Source organism: Acidovorax sp. Leaf160 (genome assembly GCF_001424265.1).
GTDB lineage: Bacteria > Pseudomonadota > Gammaproteobacteria > Burkholderiales > Burkholderiaceae_C > Paracidovorax.
Genome location: NZ_LMOV01000025.1, coordinates 50055 through 70838, shown reverse-complemented (window position 1 = coordinate 70838; position 20784 = coordinate 50055). Strand labels below are relative to the sequence as shown.

Genomic DNA, 20784 nt, shown 5'->3' with positions numbered 1-20784 from the left:
GATCGCGGCACCGTCTAACCGGATGGTCAGAGCAGATGGTCAGGCGCCAGCGGGCCCAGCAGTTTGAGCAGCATCCGCAGGCCGAGGCTGGTGTCGGGGTCGTGGGTGGCGTCCTGCAGTCCGCTGCCTTGCGGCGCGCGCCACACCAGTCCGCCCTGCTGATCGTGCTCCAGCCGCCAGGCGTTGCGCCGCATCGCCGCCTCGATCTGCCCGGCCGCTTCCCGAGACAGCCCGGGGCTGCGGATCAGCAGGGCGATCTCGGTGTTCTGCAGTTGCGAGCGCAGGTCCAGGTTCATCGAGCCGATCACCAGCAGCCGCCCGTCGATCACCATCACCTTGGAATGCAGCATGGCGCGGGATTCCCCCGTGCCGCTGCCGCCCGAGCTGCCGAATGCCGAACCCAGGCCGGAGGCTTCGCTGCGCATTTCGTAGAGCTCGATCCCCATGCGCAACAGCTCTTCACGGTGACGCGCATAACCCACGTGGGCGATGGGGGCGTCGTTGGAGGCCAGCGAGTTGGTCAGGATGCGCACCCGCACGCCGCGAGACCGCGCCTGGGCGAACGCAGCCTTCATGTCGTCGCCAGGCACGAAGTAGGGCGAGATGATGAGCAGGTCCGAACGGGTGATGCCCATCAGCTTGAGCAGCCCATCCACCACCGTGTCGCCCGAGGAAACGGTGGGCACGGCGCCGGGCGTGCCGGGGGGCACTCCCTCGGCGCTGTTCGGGGCGGCTGGCGTCTCGCCGGGGGAACGGGTCGCGTTGCTGCCGCCATCGCCATCGCCGTTGCTGCTGTTGCTGTTGCTGTTGCTGTTGCGGGCCTGCCCGGCGCGGGCAGCGGTCGATGTCGCGCGTGATGACGCGGGGAGCGATGGCGAAGTCGCAAGCTGGGTGGAGGCAGCAGCGGCCGCCGCCGCCCGGGTGGCGGGGTTCGCCGCAGGCGCAGCCGCCTCGGCCCTGGCAGCCGTCCCTGCTGCGCCCGCTGCGGCGGCGTCGTCCAGCGGTATCTTGGTGGGTTTGTCCACCATCAGCACGGCAGGCGCCCAGACGAAGTCGGCCTGCGCCAGGTCCATCGGCTGCTCGCGCGCAATGCGTTCGCGCTGTTCGCGCGTCGGCCCGCCGAGTGCAGGGCGTGGCTCGCCATCGGGCGGCCGGGGCCGGCTGCCCGAGTTTCGGGCCGCTGACTCATTGGGCATGGCGGGCGCTGATGCCGCCGCTGCCGTTGTTTGCGACGTAGCCGCCGGGGTGCCATCCGCGCCCGGGGGCTCACCGCCGATGCGCGGCGCGTTGCTGCCGTCGTCGTCCAGCACCTGGGCCCGGATGTTCGCAAGCTCCTCCCGCGTGATCAGCGATTGCACCGGATAGGCGCGTTCGTTGTTCCAGTAGCTGTCAAAGCTGCGCGACATTTCCCGCACGATCGGGCCAGCAGCCAGCACGTCCATGTCCACGAAGTTGCCCGATTCGGAGTTGCCGAAATAGGCGTCCCCCAGGTTGCGCCCGCCGGTCACGCCCATGGCGTTGTCTGCAAGGAACAGCTTGTTGTGCATACGCTGCTGCACCCGGGCGAAGTCGGTGAGCGACCCCCACATCCGCCCCAGGGCCGAGCCCCGAGAGCCGGCGACCGGGTTGAACATGCGCATTTCGATATTGGGCTCGAACGCCATGCGCATCACCAAAGCGTTGCGCCCGGTGCTGTGAAAGTCGTCGAGCAGAATCCGCACCCGCACCCCCCGCCGCGCCGCGCCCACCACCCCGCGCAGCAGCCGTTCACTGCTCGCATCGACGTGGATGGCGTAGTACTGCAGATCCAGCGTCTTCTGGGCCTGGCGAACCAGCGCTAGGCGGCTGGTGAAGGCCTCTTCGGGGGTGTTGAGCAGCAGGAAGGCGGAGGCGGTCGGATCGTTGGGGCTGGCGGGCGGTCGGGGCGTGAGCAGACTGCCCAGGGACGTGGCCTGCGGGGTCTGCAGGGCCGTGGAGATCGGACGCTCGACATCTTTGGGCAAGCTGCTGCAGCCCACGGTGAAGATGGCAGCGAGAAGCGCAGCGGCTACGCTGGAGCAGCGGTGCCAGGAGGGCGAAGCACGGGTGGGCATAGGGGCCGCGTCAGGTAGCAACAGAGTCCGCTGGTATACCGTTGTTTAACCCGCATCCGGTGTCGGACAGGCGCGCTGATCGGGACGGGTCGGGCCCCGCCGAATCGTGGCTGCCCGTCGGCTCAGCCGAAGGCAGCCCGCCCGGCAACTCGTGCCACGATGCGTAAATCCGATCCAACCGGCTCGACGGTTTCGAATTCCAGGGAGAGTGCGTGCCCCAGTTCCTGCAGCGGCCCCCACTCGGCCAGGCCCTGTGCGCCTGCGCCAAGCAGCTTGGGCGCAACGTAGAGCAGCAATTCATCCACAAGCCCCTCTCTCACCAGAGAGCCATTGAGCTTGTGCCCGGCTTCGACGTGAAGTTCGTTGATTCCGCGGGCGCCGAGGTCCCGCAGCATGGCGGAGAGATCCACTTTTCCGGCGGCATTGGGAAGGTCGATCACTTCGGCGCCCAGCGCCTGCAGCGCGTTGCTCCGTTCGGGTTCGGCATGCGCCGAGTAGATCAGGACCGATCGGTCGGACGCCTGCCAGAGCTTGGCATGCAGCGGAGTCTGCAGGCGGCTGTCCACAATCACCAGGTGGGGCTGACGAGGGGTCGCCACCTCCCGGACGTTCAGCAACGGATCATCCTCGAGCAAGGTGCCGATGCCGGTGAGCACGCCGCAGGCTCGGGCTCGCCAGGCTTGCCCATCCGCCCGCGCCGCCGCTGACGTAATCCACTGGCTAGCGCCATTGGCGAGTGCGGTGGCGCCGTCCAGGGACACGGCCGCTTTCATTCGAACCCAGGGCGTGCCGCGGATCATGCGGCTGAAGAAGCCGATGTTCAGGTCACGCGATGCAGCGGAACCGGGACCTACGAGGACTTCCACCCCCGCCGCGGCCAAGCGCTCGAAGCCTTGGCCCGCGACCAGCGGATTGGGGTCGGCCAGTGAGGCGACGACCCTGCGAATGCCAGCCCGTATCAGGGCTTCGCAGCAAGGCCCTGTGCGACCCTGGTGGGAGCAAGGCTCGAGCGTGACGTAGGCAGTCGCTCCATGGACGTAGTGGCCGGCTTGCTGCGCTTCGCGCAAAGCCATTACTTCTGCGTGGGGTCCCCCCGCACGCTGCGTGGAGCCCGTTCCGAGAATGGTTCCTGCGGCAGAGACAAGCACGCAGCCGACGCGTGGATTGGGGTTGGAAACAAAAAGCGCGCGCGCCGCGAGGCTGAGCGCTTCCTCGATGAACGACTCGTCTTTTTCAGTCGCCGTTCCGCTCACTTGGTCCAGCATTCGCTCGCCAATGCGCTGGTGGTGGACCCTGCCGCGCCCCTGATCCCTGCCTCGGTCAGCGTGAAGTTGCCACAGCGGTCGCCAATTTGGGCGCCAGCGGGAGTCGCCGTCAAGGTGTAGGTGCGTCCATTGTCGGCAGCCACTCCGCCTGTCGGAGATGTCAAGGCGATCGTGTAGCGTGCCGAAGGCGTGCTCTGCAGGCCCGCCGGGAACACATTGGCGCTCGTCAATGGGTAAGTGCCTTGCGCGGTAGCCACGCGCTCCAGCCATTGGGATCCCTGCAACAGAGTAGCGCGGGCTTCTGCGCGGTGGCCTCGACGGATGTACTCCTGATAGCTCGGAATGGCGACGGCGGAAAGGATGGCCACGATCGCCACAACGATCATGACTTCAATCAGCGTAAAGCCTGCGGATGACGTGCTGTTTCTTTTCATGCCGTTCGTCTCGGTCTCATTGCATCTGGCGCCAGCTGGGTCGCAGAGCCTGCTCCGGCAGCCTGGCCAGAGAGTCATCTCCACTCTTGATGATCCGCTTGTTGATCGCAATGCCCTTGGCGCCCTTCGAAGTGCTCATTCGCGACACTCCCCGGTCCTGATTGTCTGCGGTGTTGTAAATGCCGTCGCCATTCAGGTCCATCACTTGCACGTTCGGTTTGCGTCCATCCATGATGTTCAGCAGCGTCCTGAACTGCTTTTCTTCCTGAGGCGAAGGCGAACACGTCTCTTCCTGCGAGTTCCCACCAGACGCCGGAACCTGGGTGAGCACTTCCAGGACGTTGCTGTTGTCGAAGAACTGCATGGTTTTCAAAAGGCGCTCACCGGTTTCCGGAAGATTGAAGTACCAGCCTTTCTTGGCATTGGCACCCGTATAGGTCACGGTATTGGCGCTCATCTTCCAGAAAACCCGCCCCGAGCTGTTGCCATCGCCGTTGATGGCCGTTCCCACCAGCGTCTGGGCTACCAGATCGGTGGTTCCGGTGCCGACGGGACTGACGGTCACGGAGGTGTCCAGGGCCAGTCGGGAGCTGACGAGCTTATAACGGGTGCTGTCCAGGATCGAATAGATGGTCTGCTTGGAAATGTCGGTTCTGTCAGCCTCGGTCACGTTCTGGCCGGTACCGAAGGCGACCATCACGCCTCCCACACCTCGGTCGTTGGCCTTGACTGTGGGAGCCGCCGTGATCGGCTGGGTACTGGAAACGCCTGCATTCTGATAGGTGGCGGTGTAGAAGGGCGAGCCCGAGAAAGCCACTCCCCAGTTATCCGCATTGTTCGATAGAAGGTCGAACTTCCAGAGGTTGCCTTTGAGATCCCCGGCGTAGACGACGTCCGGACTCCCATCGCCATTGATGTCGACCACGCGGGGCGCAGACAGCCCGTTGCCGACCGCGTTCGTGCCGGTCGATGCGGCCACGATCTTCTTCAAGGCGCGATCAGGGCCGCTCAGGTACTGAATGAGAAGCACGGGGCGTTCGTTGGTGCTGTTGTAGCCATTTCCCATGATGACTGCCCATCTGCCGTTGTTCAGTTTGGCAATCTGCGTGGTCTTGGCCGGGTTGGCTTCATCGACCACAGGGGTCGCGAAGATATGGCCCAGATCCGCTTCGTCCGAACCGGCAGCGACTGCGTCGGCCTTGTTAAGCGTCTTGTCCATGAGCACGACGTTGGCACGATCGGTCGCGTTGGTAGTGAAGTTGGAGGCGATGGAGTTGTCGGTGGTACCCGGCTTGGTGACGTCCATCACGAAGTAGCCCTTGCCACCCGCGCCCAGACTCCCCACCAGCAAGGTGCGCCAATCGGAGGCATTGGTGCCGACATCCACATCGCCGGTGAAAGGCGAACCATCGACGTAGTAACGGTGAGCATAGTTGGAACTGGTCAGCAGAGGCAGCGTCTTGATCACGCCCTTGGGAACGTATGCAATCTTCTCCATCCCATCCACGGCGGAAAAACCGTGCAGCATTCCGTCGTTGCCCCCGACATAAACCATCGGAATGCGAGCTTTCTGAGCGGCAAGGAATGACGTGTAGCCCGGTAAATTGAAGTTGCTGACGGCCCCCTTCACGTACCACACGGACGAATTGACGATGTCGCCTTGGCGCGAAGCGCGCTCTCTGAAAGGTCTGGCTGCCGTATTGCCTTCCTTGGTGCGATCGCCGCGCAGGAAGTTCACGCGGTCTTCGCCCAGATTGTCAGAGGCGTTGAAAACGGCTTTTTGCGCCGCACTCAGTTTTCCGACCCCGACGTCCCATTCGAAGGGGACTGCTGCGCCAGTGGCATCATTGGTGGTGAGAATGACGCGCGTGCTCACACTGGCCAGTTCGTCCAGCTTGTCTGCCGTGGTTTTCCTGTCCTTGGGCGGGTTTTGTCCGTTGATGATGCCCCATGCAGGGTTGGCCGACTTCGTGCCGGATGTTTTCGCCACCACGTTGGAATAAACGTAGCCTTTCCATTTGTCCGCCTCGTAGCCGGAGACGTACTCGGCAAGATCGGCTCGGATATTCGTCGTGCCTGATCCTGCATAACCGGTGATGGGTTTGCTGTTGTCGTTGATGATGCCGCCAACGATTTCATTGAAGGCATTTTTCAGGTCTTCGGAAGTTTTGGCGGGATAGAACTTCCCTCGGCTGTTGATTGCCATGTGCCACAGTTCTTCTCGGCGACCATTCTCATCATTATTGATAGGGTCCAACCAATATTTGTTGCCCACTATTGCAGCTGCGAAGTCGCCTCCGTACATGCCCTGTGCCGTATTGAATAGTGGGTTAGTATTTGCGTTATTCCTTTGCCAGTCAGCCGCCGAGTTATAGCCAATGGTATACGTTACCATGTTCTGCCAGTTGGCAGGGTTATTCTTTGGATTCCAGTACTCGTTGATGGTGACTGATTTTCCTTGATTGGTAAATACCTCGTCTCCCGCTTTTCTGATGAGCGGTGTCAGTCCATTGGGAATGCCATTTTGCAAATCAGTGGCCCAGTAATAGAAGGCCATGTCCGACAGAGTGGGGAGTGGGTCGTTCTTGTTTTTGTCTCCCCACTTGGCTCCGTAGCCCCAGGCGTCGCTGTAAATCTTGGACTGCGCAGAACCTGCGTCATACACGGTGCCATCAGGGAATGTCGTGTTCGTACCGTCAGCATTTCCGATAGTGTTCGACTGCGTGTTGTTCCATCCGCCGTCAGTCATCAGGATGTGATAAGAGCGGCGGCAGGTCTGGGGTGAATTGTCGACGGTACCCGGTTCGGCATTCCACGGGTTGGCAGCTCCAGTGGTCCGCAGATATTCACCAGCGTTACGCATCATGGCGTGTGAGGGCGTGCCGTTGGCAGCGTTCAATGTGTCGATCCAACGAAAGAACTGGCCGCGCTGGCTAGCTTCGCTCGGCGTCGTGCCGCCCTGCAGTTCGCGCATCGTGTTCCACGACACCCCACCGCTGGCGCAACTAGCATGGGTGCTCGGAATCGTATTGCAGTTCCACATGGACTGGTATGCGAGGCGAATGCTCCCGTCTGGAAGGTTCGCGGGCGCGAAGGTGTCCTTTAGCGCCGCCTTGAGCGCGTTGATACCGTTGGTTCCCATACTCCCCGAGTTATCCACCGAGACGATCACATTTGGCGGCGGCTGCCGCGAAGCGGAGCCTGCGGGATATTGAGCCAGATTGAGTGGAGCGGCGGCGGCGGGCAACGCCGCGCCCATGCTAGTCACCAAGCCACCAATAACCGTCCGTAACAAGACTTTGTTTCGCATGCTGGTCTCTTAATTCTTGGTTTTCTGGCGGGCATAAGTCGTCTGGATCACGGCCTGGGTGCTGGGCTTCAAGCCTCGAGCAATTGCCGTGATCCGATAGACGACATAGGGTTTCAGATTCAAGGCGAGCATCTTGGATCCGTTGGTGACCAAGCCTGAATTGCCGGCGTTCGAGTCATAGGGCATGATCTCCACCCAGTACCACGCTCCGGTGCCTGCAGCCGTTCGATTCAAAATGGCGTTGCTGGACTGGCTGCTGGTGCTTCCTATCAAAGCTCCCGTGTATTCGCCGTACCGCGCGCCAACATTCGCTGCTGTCATGGCCTGAAGGGTAGTGGGGTCGTTCCAAAAATCCTGCGGGCCCGTTCGTTTGGCGCAAATTCCGTTCAGACAGCCCGTGGGCTGGGCTGTCAACGTGGCGATCAGATCCCCCACTTCGCGATCTTCGTCGACGAACCACACGCTATTGACGGAGTCCGGAACGCGGCATACCCGGGGTCGTCCTGAAGCCGGCGTGCAGGCACTCCCATCCGCTTTGGTGCCTTGAATGTCCATTTCGGCATCCTGAATCATGGCTTGTGCGGCTTCGAACGCCCGCTGGTAATCCGCGTCGTTGCCCACGATCAGTTCATTGAACAGTGCCGATCTCGACGCCCAAAGCGCCAGCAGCATGGACAGCATGATCAGAACGATCACGATGATCAGGGAAACGCCTCTTTGGGCTTTGCGATGTGTCATGGGAACCATGTCGTTCAGCCTGCCACACCCTGGCTGCGGATTTGATAGGTATTTCGAAACACCGTATGCAGTCTTCTGTTGAAACTAGCGGCATTATTCCCGCAATCCTGATAGGTAGAAGCGGCAGGAATATCCACGGTTTCATCACCAAAAAGGTCCAGACACACCTCCACTGCAAATACTCTTGCCCAGTTGGAGCCCACTCCTGCTGCATTGACGCGCTGGATCGTGGGGTTGCCCACATCGGCATTGGCTTGAAGCAAATACCATACTTGGAAGTCCTGTACGTTTCTGATGACCGGTTGCGCCCCGCCAGTGCCTGCGCAGTGGAGGCTACCGTTTCGCAGGGTGAACTGACTCTGAACGATAGTTGCAGTACCGTTTTCCCCGAGACAGTTTCTAAAGAGGGATGCCGGAAGCGAGGTTGAGAAGTTGGCCTCCGTATAGTTCTGATAGGCCACAGAAAGCTTGAATTGCGAACTGCTGGGGCTATCCAGGCCGGTAACGGTATTGGTCGCCTTGTCGAAGCTGGTTTCAAACGCCACAACCTCCTGCGGGGTGATCGTGGTCGGCACCGCCTGAGTTGCGGCAAGATTGAGGCGAATCGACCCTGCCTGACGCAGTTGCTGCCCGATGACTCGAAAGGCATAAGCGGCTTGCTGCTGCATCTGGGTGGCATCAGAAATTGTTCCAGAGGCACCGCGCGATACCATGAGTGCCCCCATGGCCACGGCCACGGTCAGAAGACCGATGGTGATGCCCACCATCAGCTCGATCAGCGTGATACCGCGTTGGCGGCGGCTCAGCGGCGCCGGATGGGGGAGATAAACGGGTTTCATTGGGGGCAAAAAAAGCTGGGGTCTGCAGAACCCGACAGAAGGTACGGCAGGCATCGATTGGCCAGCGGGATGTACTGCAGGTGGCAGATCCGGTCTGCCGGGCACGAGACATTGCTGGCACCGGTCACGGCGAACGGCTGTTTATAGGCTGCTGTCTCTGCGGCGGAATCTGTGGCTCGGACTTTCTCGTTTTCTCTCCAACTGACCATCACGCCCAGCTGCCTGCGATTGCCCGCGTCGGTTTCATCCGCAGCATAGAAAACCGCAGCGTCGCCTAACGGCAGGGTTGACTGCACAAGACGCTTCCAAGCACCACGGTCGTAAGCCGCCAGATTGGGTGCGGTACAGCCACTGGCGCAGCTGGTGCTGGCAGGCATGTCACCGAAGCCGGTAATGTAGTTGGCGCTCACGGAGGGAGTGCTCGCGCTGGGGTTGAGCCGCACCCGCTCACTCAGGTTGTCAATCAGCCTGATGGCTTGTGCCCTGCTGTTGCTCGTCTGTGTTTCCACCAAGGTGCGCAACTGGATTCCCACAATGCCCAGGATGCCAAGCGCCATGACCACAATGGCAATGAGCGATTCAATGAGGGTCAAGCCAGCTTGCCGCCGAGCAGCCGATATCGTTATTGACACGCCACATCCCCTTCCTGCCGTTGCACCCGCCCGCCAGACGAAATGCAGAGCGTGGTGACGTAAGGCGAGGAGACTCCGTCTGGTAAGGGTAACAAGGTAAATCCCATCGCAGTTACTCCAGCCTTGCCCCAGCGGTCGAATTTGTAGTAAGAGACGTTGGAAGCTTTATTGGTGAAAAGTAGCGATTTGAGTGGGGGCGACTTTTGAAGCATTACGTCTGTTCCTGCGTCAAAAATCTCGTTGTTATTAACGTCCACATACAAGAACCAGCCACAACCCCAGTCTTGGATGGTGTCCGAAGAGGGGCAGTCTTGCGCGTTTAACGGGTTTTTGCGAAGCACAACCCTGCCCCCACGCTTGATGGCTTCGGTGCGTGCGACATAAAGAGCCGAGGTAAAGTTGTCGGCGGCATCTCGGATTCGCCACTTCTCGATGATGGGTCGAAAGCTGGGTGCTGCCAGCGCGGTCAGTGTTGCCACGATCGCAATGACGACCATCAACTCGATGGCGGTGAAACCGCGCGCGGTGTTGGATTGGAGGGGGTGGGGTGGAAGCATGGGGCACGGGTCTTTCATAAAATCCTAACCGCACTGTGCGGAACGAGCCAGCCGTGGTGGACCAATGGCAGCACCCGTCAGACGAATGGGAACTCATCGTCCACTGCGCTGGCAGTTGGGTCAGAATGACTGCCCATTGCGGGTCTGCGGTTCCGGGTCCGCTACTTGTGCCCACGATTTTTCCACAATGCAAATTTACCGGTCATCACTCCTTCGCTTCACGCCTGAAGGATCGGCAGCATTCGATCCTGATGGCTTGCTTGCTCTGCAACTGGACGGCCAGAACCGGTGGCGCGTGAAGGCGGCCGGGGCATGGCAGTCATTGGCACCCCAGTTTGCGCACTTGCCCTTCACGCATTGGCCGGATCGCATCATCGCCCCCGGCTTCATCGACATGCACATCCACTTTCCTCAGACGGATGTGATCGGATCACCGGCCGAAGGCCTGCTGCCGTGGCTCGAGAACTACACCTTCCCGCACGAGTCGCGGTTTGCCGACCCGGTCTACGCCGCCGAAGTGGCCACGGTGTTCCTGGATGAGCTGCAACGCCATGGTGTGACGACCGCACTGACTTTCGCGACCTCGCATCCCGCGTCGGTGGATGCGCTGATGGCCGAAGCGCACAAGCGCGGCCAGCGCCTCATCGCGGGCAAGGTGCTGCAGGACCGGCATTCGCCCGATGGCGTGCGCGACCAGACCGAGCAGTCCTTGATCGACACCGAAACCCTCATTCAGCGCTGGCACGGCCAGGGCCGGCTGGGATATGCCATCACGCCCCGCTTCGCGCCCAGTTGCAGCGAGGCGCAGCTGCGCGGCGCGGGCGAGTTGGCCGCCCGGTACCCGGACGTCTGGATCCAGTCGCACGTGGCGGAAAACCTGGACGAGGTTCGCTGGGCGCGGGAGCTGTTTCCCGCTGCCCGCAGTTATCTCTCGATCTATGACGACTTCGGCCTGATGCGCGAGCGGGCGGTCTATGCCCATTGCATCCATTTCGACGATGCTGACCGCGCGCTGATGCGCGACACCGGGACGGCTGCGGCGGTGAGCCCGACCAGCAATCTGTTTCTCGGCAGCGGCTTCTTCGACTACGAGGGTGCCCGGCGTGTCGGCTTTCATCATGGTCTGGCCAGCGATGTGGGCGGCGGGACCAGCTTCAGCCCGTTCCACACCATGCTGGCGGCGTACTACGTGGGCCGAGAAGGGCAAACCAAGCCGGGACTCAGCCTGAGTCCGCAGGAGCTGTGGTGGCGGCACACGGGGGGCGCGGCTGAGGCGCTGGGGCTGGGCGGTGTCGTGGGCACCCTGCAGCCGGGCACGGAAGCTGATTTCGTGGTGCTCAATCCCAAGGCGACTCCGCTGCTGGCGCGCAAGACCGCGCAGGCAGAGAGCCTGGACGAATTGCTGTTCGCCTTGATCGTGCTGGGCGATGACCGAGTCATCGAACGCACGGTCACCGCCGGAAACGGTGCATAGCGCTCTTGCCAGGCGGGTTGGCTGCTATCGCATCGGACGGGTCGCTGCGGTTCTGCCCGGCGGCGTGATTGCGTCGCTGCACGCACACGTCCCGCATCGTCGCCGACCTTGAGGGGGCTCCTGCCGGTTGCGCCGTGGGTGACCGGCTCGCCGGACTTGCCGACCCAGGGGCTGCTCCGTCCCTAGAATGCAGCACAGGAGTAACGCAATGAGCATCAAGAGCGACAAGTGGATCCGCCGCATGGCAAAGCAGAACGGAATGATCGAGCCGTTCGAGCCGGGCCAGATCCGGGAGCAGGACGGCCGCAAGATCATCAGCTACGGCACCAGCAGTTATGGGTACGACATTCGGTGCGCGCCCGAATTCAAGGTGTTTACCAATATCCACAGCACGGTGGTGGACCCGAAGAATTTCGACGAAAAGAGTTTCGTCGATTTTCATGGAGACAGCTGCATCATTCCGCCCAATAGTTTTGCGCTGGCGCGCACGGTCGAATACTTCCGTATTCCGCGCAACGTGCTCACCATTTGCCTGGGCAAAAGCACCTATGCCCGCTGCGGGATCATCGTCAACGTGACGCCGTTCGAGCCGGAGTGGGAAGGGTATGTCACGCTCGAATTCAGCAACACCACCCCGCTGCCTGCGCGCATTTACGCAGGGGAGGGCTGTGCGCAGGTGCTGTTCTTTGAAAGTGACGAGGTTTGCGAGGTCAGCTACAAAGACCGCGGCGGGAAGTATCAGGGCCAGGTGGGCGTGACGCTGCCCAAGGCCTGAAGACAGCTTGCAAGGCGTGGCTCGGGGAAAAGTCCTACGACGGTATTCCCCCCTTTCAGCGGGTCAGCGCCTGGGCGGCTGGGTAGCATTTGCCGGTGCTTTGAGCGAAACGTTTGCTGCTCAAGATTTACTGAACTGACCACTGCCAAGGACGTCATCATGCTTGCCTTTCACTCGTCCACCCCCGCCGCCCGTGTTCCCGGTCCTGCCGACGCAATCGGCCAGGCATCAGCCAGCAATGCATCCGATTGGGCGCGTTGCGGCATGGCCTACTGGCCTGCGCACTCGCTGGATGCGTTTCTGTTGCGCATGGCAGCGCATGGTCAGTGTGTCAGCGCCGCCATGATGCTGGGGGATCGTCGCTATGCGGTCGAACAGCTCGAGCGGGCTTGGGCGCTGCAGGACGACGCTGAATTGCAAACGTTGACGGAAGAGTTGGCGCCTTATTTCGCGGGCCGCTCTCCCTTTGCCCGTGCAACACGCAACTGAGTGGCGAGGCGTCTGGTTCGGACCGCCAGGAATTACCGCATATCGAATCATCCAGTTCCGCTGACAGCCGCTGATCCCATTCCCGGTGTCCGCCATCGAAGCCTGCCACTGCCTGTGGCAGGCTTTTTTTATGGTGCGACCGCGCGGCAGTTTGCGCTCTGGAGTCAGTCCTACAGGTGGCTGCGTGAATAACCTCGGAGCCCATCGAAGTGGCACTTTTAGCATTCGTGCCATCAACGACTAAAGAGGAATAACGATGCCTACGATCCACCTGTCCCCGGCCCAACGCTCTACGGAGGTGTCCGACTCTTCCATGAAGCCGTGGGTAGTGGGAATCGGCTCGGTCGTCATCGCCATTCAATTGGTCGCAGTCGGCATGGTGGTCAGTGGCCAGGTGGAACAGGCGGCCCGGCAGGCCGTGAAGCCGGTGCAGGTCAGCTCCACGGTAGACCTGCACCCGGCCAACATGGCGCAGTGAGCGCGTGCGCCATGCGGTGAAGTGCGCAGGTCAGGCAGTCCGCGCACCGGTAGGGGCGGACGGCGCGCATGCCGGCGCAGCACCGCTGCAGTGCTGCGTGCGCTGAGTGAGCTACCTCGCGGGATGAGGCGGCGCAGGACTTAACATCCGCGTCCTGTACATGGTGCGCCTGAACCGGCGCGAGGGAGTGTGGGCATGAAATGGGAAGGCAATCGCGAGTCCGACAACGTCGAGGACCGCCGCGGGGCGGGGGGCGGGGGTGGATTTCCCGTCTTTGGTGGCCGTGGCATCGGCATTGGCACGATCGTCATCGCGCTGCTGGGCGGCTGGATCTTCGGGATCAACCCTCTGACCCTGCTGGGTATGTTGAGCGGTGGCGGCGCGCCGGCGCAGGTGCAGCAAGCCCCGGCCCAGCGCCCGCCAGCTGACGATACGATGGCGCGCTTCGTGTCCACCGTCCTGGCCGACACGGAAGACGTCTGGGGCGACATCTTCAAGAAGGGTGGCAGCCAATATGCGCAGCCTCGGCTGGTGCTGTTCGATGGCCGCACCCCCACTGCCTGCGGAACCGGGCAGGCCGCCATGGGGCCTTTCTACTGCCCCGCAGACCAGAAGGTCTACATCGATCTGAGTTTCTACAGAACGCTCAAGAACCAGCTCGGTGCGCCCGGCGACTTCGCCCAGGCCTACGTCGTAGCCCATGAGGTCGGCCACCATGTGCAGAACCTGCTCGGCATCAGCGGCAAGGTCGACCAGATGCGGGGCCGGGTCAGCCAGACGGAGTACAACCAGCTGTCCGTGCGGCTCGAACTGCAGGCCGATTGCTTTGCTGGCGTCTGGGCGCACCATGCCCAGGATGCCCGCCACATTCTGGAGCAGGGCGACGTGGAGGAGGCCATGAACGCGGCCGCCAAGATCGGCGACGATGCGTTGCAGCGGGCCAGTGGGGGCGCCGTCGTGCCCGACAGCTTCACGCACGGCTCCAGTGCGCAGCGCCAGCGCTGGTTCCAGAACGGGCTGCAGAACGGTAGCGTGAAGGGCTGCGACACCTTCTCTGCCCGAACGTTGTGATTTCGCTCGGCCGTTGCGACGGGGTGAGTGCCTTGAGGTTTTGGGGCTGAGCGCCCGTCATTGCTGGGCTGGATGCTATTAATAATGTAGCAAATGGCGACCGATCCTGGAGCGCCCATGCTCTGGGTGAGGCCGCGCCGTAGCGAAAAAATGGCCTTGTCGCTCCCTGGTGCGACAATAGAAGGCTCAAATGACAAGTTCCTTTTCCAATCTATCGCTGGCCGAGCCGCTGGCCCGCGCCGTCGCCGACATGGGCTACGAGTCCATGACGCCCATCCAGGCGCAGGCCATTCCCGTCGTTTTGACCGGCAAGGACGTGATGGGTGCCGCCCAGACCGGCACCGGCAAGACGGCCGCTTTCTCCCTGCCGCTGCTGCAGCGGCTGATGAAGCACGAGAACAGCTCGACGTCCCCCGCCCGGCATCCCGTGCGCGCCCTGGTGCTGTTGCCGACCCGTGAACTGGCCGACCAGGTCGCTCAGCAGATCGCGCTCTACGCCAAGCACACCAAGCTGCGCAGCACGGTCGTCTTCGGCGGCATGGACATGAAGCCCCAGACGCTGGAGCTGAAAAAAGGCGTCGAGGTGCTGGTGGCCACGCCCGGCCGCTTGCTCGATCACATCGAGGCCAAGAACGCCGTGCTCAACCAGGTCGAGTACGTGGTGCTTGACGAAGCCGACCGCATGCTCGACATCGGCTTCCTGCCCGATCTCCAGCGCATCCTGTCGTACCTGCCCAAGCAACGCACCACGCTGCTGTTTTCGGCAACGTTCTCGCCCGAGATCAAGCGTCTGGCCAGCAGCTATCTGCAAGACCCGATCACGATCGAAGTCGCGCGTCCGAACGAAACCGCTTCGACGGTGGAGCAGCGCTTCTATTCGGCGTCCGACGACGACAAGCGGCGTGCCATCCACAAGGTGCTGAAGGACCGAGGCGTGCGCCAGGCTTTCATCTTCGTGAACAGCAAACTGGGCTGCGGCCGGCTGGCGCGTTCGCTGGAGCGCGAGGGTCTGAAGACCGCCGCGCTGCACGGCGACAAGAGCCAGGACGAGCGTCTGAAGGCACTGGAAGCGTTCAAGAAGGGCGAAGTCGATCTGCTGGTCTGCACCGATGTCGCCGCTCGCGGCCTCGACATCAAGGACGTTCCGGCCGTGTTCAACTTCGACGTGCCGTTCAACGCGGAAGACTACGTGCACCGTATCGGCCGCACGGGCCGTGCCGGCGCTTCCGGTCTGGCGGTCACGCTGGTGTCGAGCAGCGATGCGCGCCTGGTGGGCGACATCGAAAAGCTGATCAAGAAGAAGATCGAACTCGAGCCGATCGAATTCGAGGTGGAGCGTCCCTCCGGCCGGTTCAACGATGGCCGTCGCGCCTGGCGCGAGGAAGAGCAAGGCGCCAGCAGTGGTGGCGGCCGGGAGCGACGCGAGTCGCGCACCTATCGGCAATCTGCGGCGCCGCGCGATCCTTTCTTCGACAAGCCCTACGAGCCCACCGCCTCCCATGAGGGCGCTCCAGGCTGGGAGGCCGCCGCCAAGGCCCAACCCGCCCGCAGCAGTATCTCCGCGAACATCAAGCCGCGACGCAAGGTGGCGGCACTGTTCAAGGCCCCCGTGCCGGGAGCAGCCGAAACCTCGCCACCGGCGTCGCTGCCGGAAGCATCCGAGCAGGCTTGCTGATTCCGCACCCTTGACCTGCACCCGTGGAACGGTGTGGTACGGGCAGGGTGCTGTGGCCGTCTGAGCGCAGGTGGGTGGCGGTGCCGTCTCAACCCGGCTTTTGCGATGCTTCGCAGTCCACCTTCAGGTGCTCCCTTTCCGCCAGGGTGGCGCCGAAGCGCACCGCACTCAGGCAGCCTCCCCAGACGCAACCGGTATCCAGTCCGAGCAGGTGGCGGCGTTCGAGCCAACCCAGGGTGGACCAGTGCCCGAAGGCGATCAGCGTGCTCTCGGTGCGCCGCCCCGGCGCTTCGAACCATGGCACCAGGCCGGCGGGTGGCTGGGCCGCTGATTCGGTGCTGTCGAAATCCATCACACCGTCCGGCGTGCAGAACCGCAGGCGGGTGAGTGCGTTCACGATCGTGCGAATACGGTCGAGGCCTTCGAGGTGGTCGCTCCATCGATCGGGCGTATTTCCGTACATGCTGTGCAGAAAGTCCGGCAGCCGAGGGCCGCGCAGCACCGACTGAACCTCGCTGGCGTAGGAGAGCGTGTCTTGCAGCGTCCATTGCGGCAGGACGCCGGCATGCACCATCAGCAAGGGTTCACCTGCAAGCTCCAGTGTGCGCGCCAGCGGTTGCTGCCGCAGCCAGTCCAGCAAGCCTTCCCGGTCGGGCGCTTCCAATACATCGGCCAGCGTATCCCTGCGCGAAGGGGCGCGCGCGCCGTGGGCGGCTGCCAGCAGATGCAGGTCGTGGTTGCCGAGCAGTGCGCGGGCGCTGTCACCCCATCGCACGCAGCGGCGCAGCACGGCGGCCGAAGCGGGGCCCCGGTTCACCAGGTCGCCCAGCAAGTACAGCGTGTCCCGACTGGGGGAAAAACCGATGCGGTCCACCAGTCTTTGCAGAGCGCCATCGCACCCCTGTACATCGCCTACACAGTAAATTGCCATGGAATCAGTCTTCTGAAGAAGAGAAGCTGCCATTTTGCGCGAGCGAGCGGGCGCGCCGAATGTCGGAGCGTCCAACGCATCCTGGGCCTGATGCTCGGGCGACCGGTGAGGAAAACCGGCCTCTGCCGGGCGGCGAAGTTAATGGCCGACTCCTCTTTCCAGGCTGCAAGGTCCCGAGATGCCGCAGACTCCGGGCGCTTCATCCGCTTTTTTTGCGTCCGGCGACTGCGTAGGTGGCGCACGGATGGCAGGTGTGTTTTCAAGCTGATTTATGAAAGATGTTTAAGCATCCTTAAAAACGTTCTTATAATGCGGCCTTCCTTTCATTCGTGCCCGATACCACACCATGACCACCAGCTACAAAGACCTGCTCAAGCAACGCGAAGCCCTGGAGCAACAGATCAGCGAGGCGCGCCGCCGTGAATTGTCCGACGCCGTGGCCCAGGTCCGCGGTTTGGTCGCTGAATATGGTTTGACCGCGCAAGACGTTTTTCCTTCTGGTCGTGCCGCCACCCGTTCCTCTACCAGCGGAACCAAAGTGGCTCCCAAATACCGCAATCCGGCTACCGGCCAGACGTGGACCGGTCGCGGCAAGGCGCCCAAGTGGATTCAAAACGAAAGCCGCGAAAAGTTCGCGATTTGAGTTAATACGCGCCTGAGCCGCCTCGTGTATGAGGCGGATTGACTCGGCCGCCCTTGGTGAATGATCGAAGCCCGTCGGTAACGACGGGCTTTTTTCTTGGGCCCATGCAGATGGGATGCGTGAATGGGGAATGTGCTCAGGGCGCGGCGCTCGCTGACATGCAGGGGCAAAAACGCAGCGCAGAATGTCGAGCTATGTCTAATCGACTGGAAAGTGGCCGCCGGCAGCTTCGCGGCATCCCCCCGCATGCATCGCTGCCGGGTTGCGCGGGTTCAGGCCGTACCCCGAGCCAGCGACGGGGTGTTCCGACGTGCGTTCACCCAGCGCTGCGGGGGCCGGGCCACGGAAACCGTATCTCCAGCGGTGGACCTCCAGTAGCAGTTCGAAAGCGCCGCGCTGACCGCCGCGGCGACCTGTAGCCCACAAGCCCGCATCAGCCCCAAGATTAGCCCCAAGGAGTCCCATGAACCCGAGCCCCTCCGCAGAACACGCGTTTCCCGCAACTTTGCAATCATTTACAACGGCTTCGGGTCGGCAGGGAATGTTTTATTCGCTCCCGGCTTTGTCGGAGCAGTTTCCGTCGGTCGCCCGTTTGCCTGTATCTCTTCGCATCGTGCTGGAATCGGTGCTGCGCAATTGCGACGGCCGCAAAGTGACTGCGGGGCACGTGCAGCAATTGGCGCAATGGCAGGCCAATGGACAACGCACCGAGGAAATCCCTTTTGTGGTTTCCCGGGTGGTGTTGCAGGATTTTACGGGCGTGCCTTTGCTGGCCGATCTGGCCGCCATGCGCAGTGCGGCGCAGCGGTTGGGCAAGAACCCCAAAAAGATCGAGCCGCTGGTACCCGTGGATCTGGTGGTCGACCATTCGGTGATGGTGGACTATTACGGCACGAAGAAAGCCCTCGATCTGAATATGAAGCTCGAGTTCCAGCGCAATCGCGAGCGTTACGAATTCATGAAATGGGGCATGCAGGCCTTCGCGACCTTCGGCGTGGTTCCGCCGGGTTTCGGCATCGTGCACCAGGTTAATCTGGAATATCTCGCGCGGGGCGTGCATCAGGGCCGGGGCGGTGTCTATTACCCGGATACGCTGGTCGGCACCGACAGTCACACCACCATGATCAATGGCATCGGTGTGGTCGCCTGGGGTGTGGGCGGGATCGAAGCCGAGGCCGCCATGCTGGGCCAGCCGGTGTACTTTCTCACGCCCGACGTGGTCGGTTTCGAATTGACCGGGCGACTGCGCGAGGGTGTCACCGCCACCGACCTGGTGCTCACGGTCACGGAAATCCTGCGCAGGCACAAGGTAGTGGGCAAATTCGTCGAATTCTTCGGCGAAGGCACGAGGACGCTGTCCCTTCCCGATCGCGCCACCATCGGCAACATGGCCCCGGAGTATGGCGCGACGATGGGCTTTTTCCCGGTCGACGAAAAGACTATCGACTATTTCAGGGGCACGGGGCGCACGCGGGCCGAGATCGAGGCCTTCGAGGGCTACTTCAAGGCCCAGGGCCTGTTCGGCGTGCCCCAGGATGGCGACATCGACTACTCGCAAGTCGTTCGCCTGGACCTGGGCGATGTCACCCCCAGCCTCGCTGGCCCCAAGCGGCCGCAGGACCGCATCGAGCTGGGCCAGGTCGCCAGCCAGTTCACCTCGCTGTTCTCGCAGCCTGCTGCCCAGAATGGCTTCAACCGGCCTGCAGAGCTGTTGCACACCCGGCACCACATCCACCGCCGGGGCGAGGAAGCCCGGCCTCGGCCACCAGAGGAGAAACCGGCACCGGAAGGCGGTCCGCGTTTCCTGGTGGAGATGGAGCAGAACAAGCCCAAGCTGGCGGTGAAGCGTTCGGACGCCACCGCCCGGGTGCCGGTAAAAGGCGCCGACACGACCATCGGCAATGGCGATGTGCTGATCGCCGCCATCACCAGTTGCACCAACACGTCGAACCCGAGCGTGTTGCTGGCCGCGGGCCTGTTGGCCAAGAAGGCCGTCGAAGCGGGCTTGAAGGTGCAGCCTCACATCAAGACGTCGCTCGCCCCCGGGTCACGCATCGTCACGGAATACCTGACGGAAACCGGCCTGATGCCCTACCTCGAAAAGCTGGGGTTCGCCCTGGCGGGCTACGGATGCACTACGTGCATCGGCAACGCGGGCGACCTGGCTCCCGAGCTGAACGAGGCCATTACCGGCAACGACCTGGTGTGTGCGGCCGTGCTGTCGGGCAACCGCAACTTCGAGGCGCGCATCCACCCGAACATCAAGGCCAACTTCCTGGCCAGCCCGCCGCTGGTGGTGGCCTATGCCATCGCTGGCACGGTGCTGCGCGACCTGATGACCGAGCCCGTGGGGCGCGGCCGGGGCGGGCGGGATATCTATCTGGGCGATATCTGGCCGTCGAGCGACGAGGTGCAGGCGCTGATGAAGTTCGCCATGAACGGCAAGGCGTTCAAGGCGAATTACGCCAAGGTCAAGACCGAGCCTGGCGCGCTCTGGAACAACATCCTGGGCGTGGAAGGCGACACCTATGTCTGGCCCGCCAGTACCTACATCGCCGAGCCACCGTTCTTTGCCCAGTTTGCTATTGATCCAATAGCAGGGGATGCAGGACAGTCAAGCGCTGGCGGCCAAAAAGCTGCTGAATCGGTGCAGGGTGCGCGCATCATGGCCTTGTTTGGCGACTCGATCACCACCGACCACATCTCCCCGGCGGGTTCCATCAAGGACACATCGCCGGCTGGGCAATGGCTGCTGCAGCACGGCGTGCTGAAAGCGGACTTCAACAGCTACGGCGCGCGCCGGGGCAATCACGACGTGATGATGCGGGGCACCTTCGCCAACGTGCGGATCAAGAACCTGATGATTCCGCCGCTGGCAGACGGCTCGCGGGAGGAGGGCGGAGTCACCCTGTTCCAGAACGAGGGGCCGTTGCAAGGCACCAAGATGTTCATCTTCGATGCCGCCATGCAGTACATCGCGCACGAAACGCCCACCGTGATTTTTGCGGGGGAAGAGTACGGCACGGGTTCGAGCCGCGACTGGGCCGCCAAGGGCACGCAGCTGCTCGGCATCAAGGCGGTGATCGCGCGCAGTTTCGAACGCATCCACCGCTCCAACCTGGTCGGCATGGGCGTGCTGCCATTGCAGTTCCGGGGCGACGACTCCTGGGAGAAGCTGGGCCTGCAGGGCAGCGAAGTGATCGACGTCCTGCCCGACCCGGCGCTTACCCCGCAGAGCGATGCCCGGCTGGTGATCCACCGGCCGGATGGCTCCCGCCAGGAAGTGGTAGTCACCTTGCGCATCGACACGCCCATCGAAGTGGACTACTACCGGGCAGGCGGCATCCTGCCCTATGTGTTGCGCCAACTGCTGAGCTGAG

The 20784-nt window shown here is 62.5% G+C and carries 17 protein-coding genes; 8 read left to right on the top strand and 9 right to left on the bottom strand.

Annotation, left to right across the window (positions count from 1 at the left end):
- Positions 1–26: 26 nt before the first annotated feature.
- The 8 genes from ASF94_RS15520 to ASF94_RS20925 all read right to left on the bottom strand — a co-directional run bounded on the left by ASF94_RS15520 (position 27) and on the right by ASF94_RS20925 (position 9868).
- Entirely contained in the window at positions 27–2093 is a 2067-nt protein-coding gene (locus tag ASF94_RS15520; protein WP_056668327.1) for a phospholipase D family protein, read from the bottom strand.
- Between the two features lie 122 nt (positions 2094–2215).
- The gene (ribD, locus tag ASF94_RS15515; RefSeq protein ID WP_056668324.1) at positions 2216–3358 is read right to left on the bottom strand and encodes a bifunctional diaminohydroxyphosphoribosylaminopyrimidine deaminase/5-amino-6-(5-phosphoribosylamino)uracil reductase RibD; all 1143 of its coding nucleotides are present in this window, start codon (positions 3356–3358) and stop codon (positions 2216–2218) included.
- On the bottom strand, positions 3343–3792 hold the full coding sequence (locus tag ASF94_RS15510; RefSeq protein WP_056668322.1) for a type IV pilin protein: 450 nt from the start codon (positions 3790–3792) through the stop codon (positions 3343–3345). The genes ribD and ASF94_RS15510 overlap by 16 nt, the downstream gene beginning before the upstream one ends.
- Before the next feature lie 16 nt (positions 3793–3808).
- Positions 3809–7102, bottom strand: coding sequence for a pilus assembly protein (locus tag ASF94_RS15505; RefSeq protein WP_082493338.1), 3294 nt, complete (start codon positions 7100–7102; stop codon positions 3809–3811).
- A gap of 9 nt (positions 7103–7111) precedes the next feature.
- Positions 7112–7840, bottom strand: a complete 729-nt coding sequence (locus ASF94_RS15495; RefSeq protein ID WP_235505393.1) for a PilX N-terminal domain-containing pilus assembly protein — start codon at positions 7838–7840, stop codon at positions 7112–7114.
- 14 nt (positions 7841–7854) lie between these two features.
- The gene (locus tag ASF94_RS20935) at positions 7855–8679 is read right to left on the bottom strand and encodes a prepilin-type N-terminal cleavage/methylation domain-containing protein (RefSeq protein ID WP_082493337.1); all 825 of its coding nucleotides are present in this window, start codon (positions 8677–8679) and stop codon (positions 7855–7857) included.
- Positions 8676–9272 (bottom strand): type IV pilus modification protein PilV, encoded by a 597-nt coding sequence (pilV, locus tag ASF94_RS20930; protein ID WP_235505392.1) that lies wholly within the window; start codon positions 9270–9272, stop codon positions 8676–8678. The genes ASF94_RS20935 and pilV overlap by 4 nt, the downstream gene beginning before the upstream one ends.
- A 29-nt stretch (positions 9273–9301) precedes the next feature.
- Positions 9302–9868, bottom strand: coding sequence for a GspH/FimT family pseudopilin (locus ASF94_RS20925; protein ID WP_162244646.1), 567 nt, complete (start codon positions 9866–9868; stop codon positions 9302–9304).
- 187 nt (positions 9869–10055) lie between these two features.
- On the opposite strand from ASF94_RS20925, the gene guaD reads away from it, so the two are divergent.
- The 6 genes from guaD (at position 10056) to ASF94_RS15465 (ending at position 15830) form a co-directional block, all read left to right on the top strand.
- Entirely contained in the window at positions 10056–11342 is a 1287-nt protein-coding gene (gene guaD / locus ASF94_RS15490) for a guanine deaminase (protein ID WP_056668310.1), read from the top strand.
- 208 nt (positions 11343–11550) lie between these two features.
- Positions 11551–12117 carry a dCTP deaminase gene (gene dcd / locus ASF94_RS15485; protein WP_056668308.1) on the top strand — a complete coding sequence of 189 codons (567 nt, stop codon included), beginning with the start codon at positions 11551–11553 and terminating at the stop codon, positions 12115–12117.
- A 159-nt stretch (positions 12118–12276) separates the two neighbouring features.
- On the top strand, positions 12277–12606 hold the full coding sequence (locus tag ASF94_RS15480; protein ID WP_235505391.1) for a hypothetical protein: 330 nt from the start codon (positions 12277–12279) through the stop codon (positions 12604–12606).
- Between the two features lie 256 nt (positions 12607–12862).
- Complete coding sequence (locus tag ASF94_RS15475; protein WP_056668307.1) at positions 12863–13084, top strand: hypothetical protein; 222 nt, start codon at positions 12863–12865, stop codon at positions 13082–13084.
- A 195-nt stretch (positions 13085–13279) separates the two neighbouring features.
- Positions 13280–14155: a neutral zinc metallopeptidase gene (locus tag ASF94_RS15470; protein ID WP_056668305.1), complete on the top strand. Its 876-nt coding sequence runs from the start codon at positions 13280–13282 to the stop codon at positions 14153–14155.
- Positions 14156–14345: 190 nt separating this feature from the next.
- A complete protein-coding gene (locus ASF94_RS15465) occupies positions 14346–15830 on the top strand; it encodes a DEAD/DEAH box helicase (protein ID WP_056668304.1) in 1485 nt (494 codons plus the stop codon).
- A gap of 88 nt (positions 15831–15918) precedes the next feature.
- Here the strand turns inward: ASF94_RS15465 and ASF94_RS15460 are convergent, their stop codons facing one another.
- Positions 15919–16761 carry a symmetrical bis(5'-nucleosyl)-tetraphosphatase gene (locus ASF94_RS15460; RefSeq protein ID WP_056668301.1) on the bottom strand — a complete coding sequence of 281 codons (843 nt, stop codon included), beginning with the start codon at positions 16759–16761 and terminating at the stop codon, positions 15919–15921.
- Positions 16762–17107: 346 nt separating this feature from the next.
- Between ASF94_RS15460 and ASF94_RS15455 the strand changes: the two genes are divergently transcribed.
- Positions 17108–17404 carry an H-NS histone family protein gene (locus ASF94_RS15455; RefSeq protein ID WP_056668298.1) on the top strand — a complete coding sequence of 99 codons (297 nt, stop codon included), beginning with the start codon at positions 17108–17110 and terminating at the stop codon, positions 17402–17404.
- A 463-nt stretch (positions 17405–17867) separates the two neighbouring features.
- Positions 17868–20783 (top strand): aconitate hydratase, encoded by a 2916-nt coding sequence (locus ASF94_RS15450; RefSeq protein ID WP_056668296.1) that lies wholly within the window; start codon positions 17868–17870, stop codon positions 20781–20783.
- Position 20784: the final 1 nt, after the last annotated feature.

Coding starts and splice junctions, on each gene's coding strand:
- ASF94_RS15470 (WP_056668305.1), top strand. CDS start 13,280: ATGAAATGGGAAGGCAATCGCGAGTCCGACAACGTCGAGGACCGCCGC.
- ASF94_RS15480 (WP_235505391.1), top strand. CDS start 12,277: ATGCTTGCCTTTCACTCGTCCACCCCCGCCGCCCGTGTTCCCGGTCCT.
- ASF94_RS15495 (WP_235505393.1), bottom strand. CDS start 7,840: ATGACACATCGCAAAGCCCAAAGAGGCGTTTCCCTGATCATCGTGATC.
- ASF94_RS20925 (WP_162244646.1), bottom strand. CDS start 9,868: ATGCTTCCACCCCACCCCCTCCAATCCAACACCGCGCGCGGTTTCACC.
- ASF94_RS15520 (WP_056668327.1), bottom strand. CDS start 2,093: ATGCCCACCCGTGCTTCGCCCTCCTGGCACCGCTGCTCCAGCGTAGCC.
- ASF94_RS15510 (WP_056668322.1), bottom strand. CDS start 3,792: ATGAAAAGAAACAGCACGTCATCCGCAGGCTTTACGCTGATTGAAGTC.
- ASF94_RS20935 (WP_082493337.1), bottom strand. CDS start 8,679: ATGAAACCCGTTTATCTCCCCCATCCGGCGCCGCTGAGCCGCCGCCAA.
- ASF94_RS15505 (WP_082493338.1), bottom strand. CDS start 7,102: ATGCGAAACAAAGTCTTGTTACGGACGGTTATTGGTGGCTTGGTGACT.
- ASF94_RS15475 (WP_056668307.1), top strand. CDS start 12,863: ATGCCTACGATCCACCTGTCCCCGGCCCAACGCTCTACGGAGGTGTCC.
- ribD (WP_056668324.1), bottom strand. CDS start 3,358: ATGCTGGACCAAGTGAGCGGAACGGCGACTGAAAAAGACGAGTCGTTC.
- ASF94_RS15460 (WP_056668301.1), bottom strand. CDS start 16,761: ATGGCAATTTACTGTGTAGGCGATGTACAGGGGTGCGATGGCGCTCTG.
- guaD (WP_056668310.1), top strand. CDS start 10,056: ATGCAAATTTACCGGTCATCACTCCTTCGCTTCACGCCTGAAGGATCG.
- ASF94_RS15455 (WP_056668298.1), top strand. CDS start 17,108: ATGACCACCAGCTACAAAGACCTGCTCAAGCAACGCGAAGCCCTGGAG.
- ASF94_RS15450 (WP_056668296.1), top strand. CDS start 17,868: ATGAACCCGAGCCCCTCCGCAGAACACGCGTTTCCCGCAACTTTGCAA.
- ASF94_RS15465 (WP_056668304.1), top strand. CDS start 14,346: ATGACAAGTTCCTTTTCCAATCTATCGCTGGCCGAGCCGCTGGCCCGC.
- dcd (WP_056668308.1), top strand. CDS start 11,551: ATGAGCATCAAGAGCGACAAGTGGATCCGCCGCATGGCAAAGCAGAAC.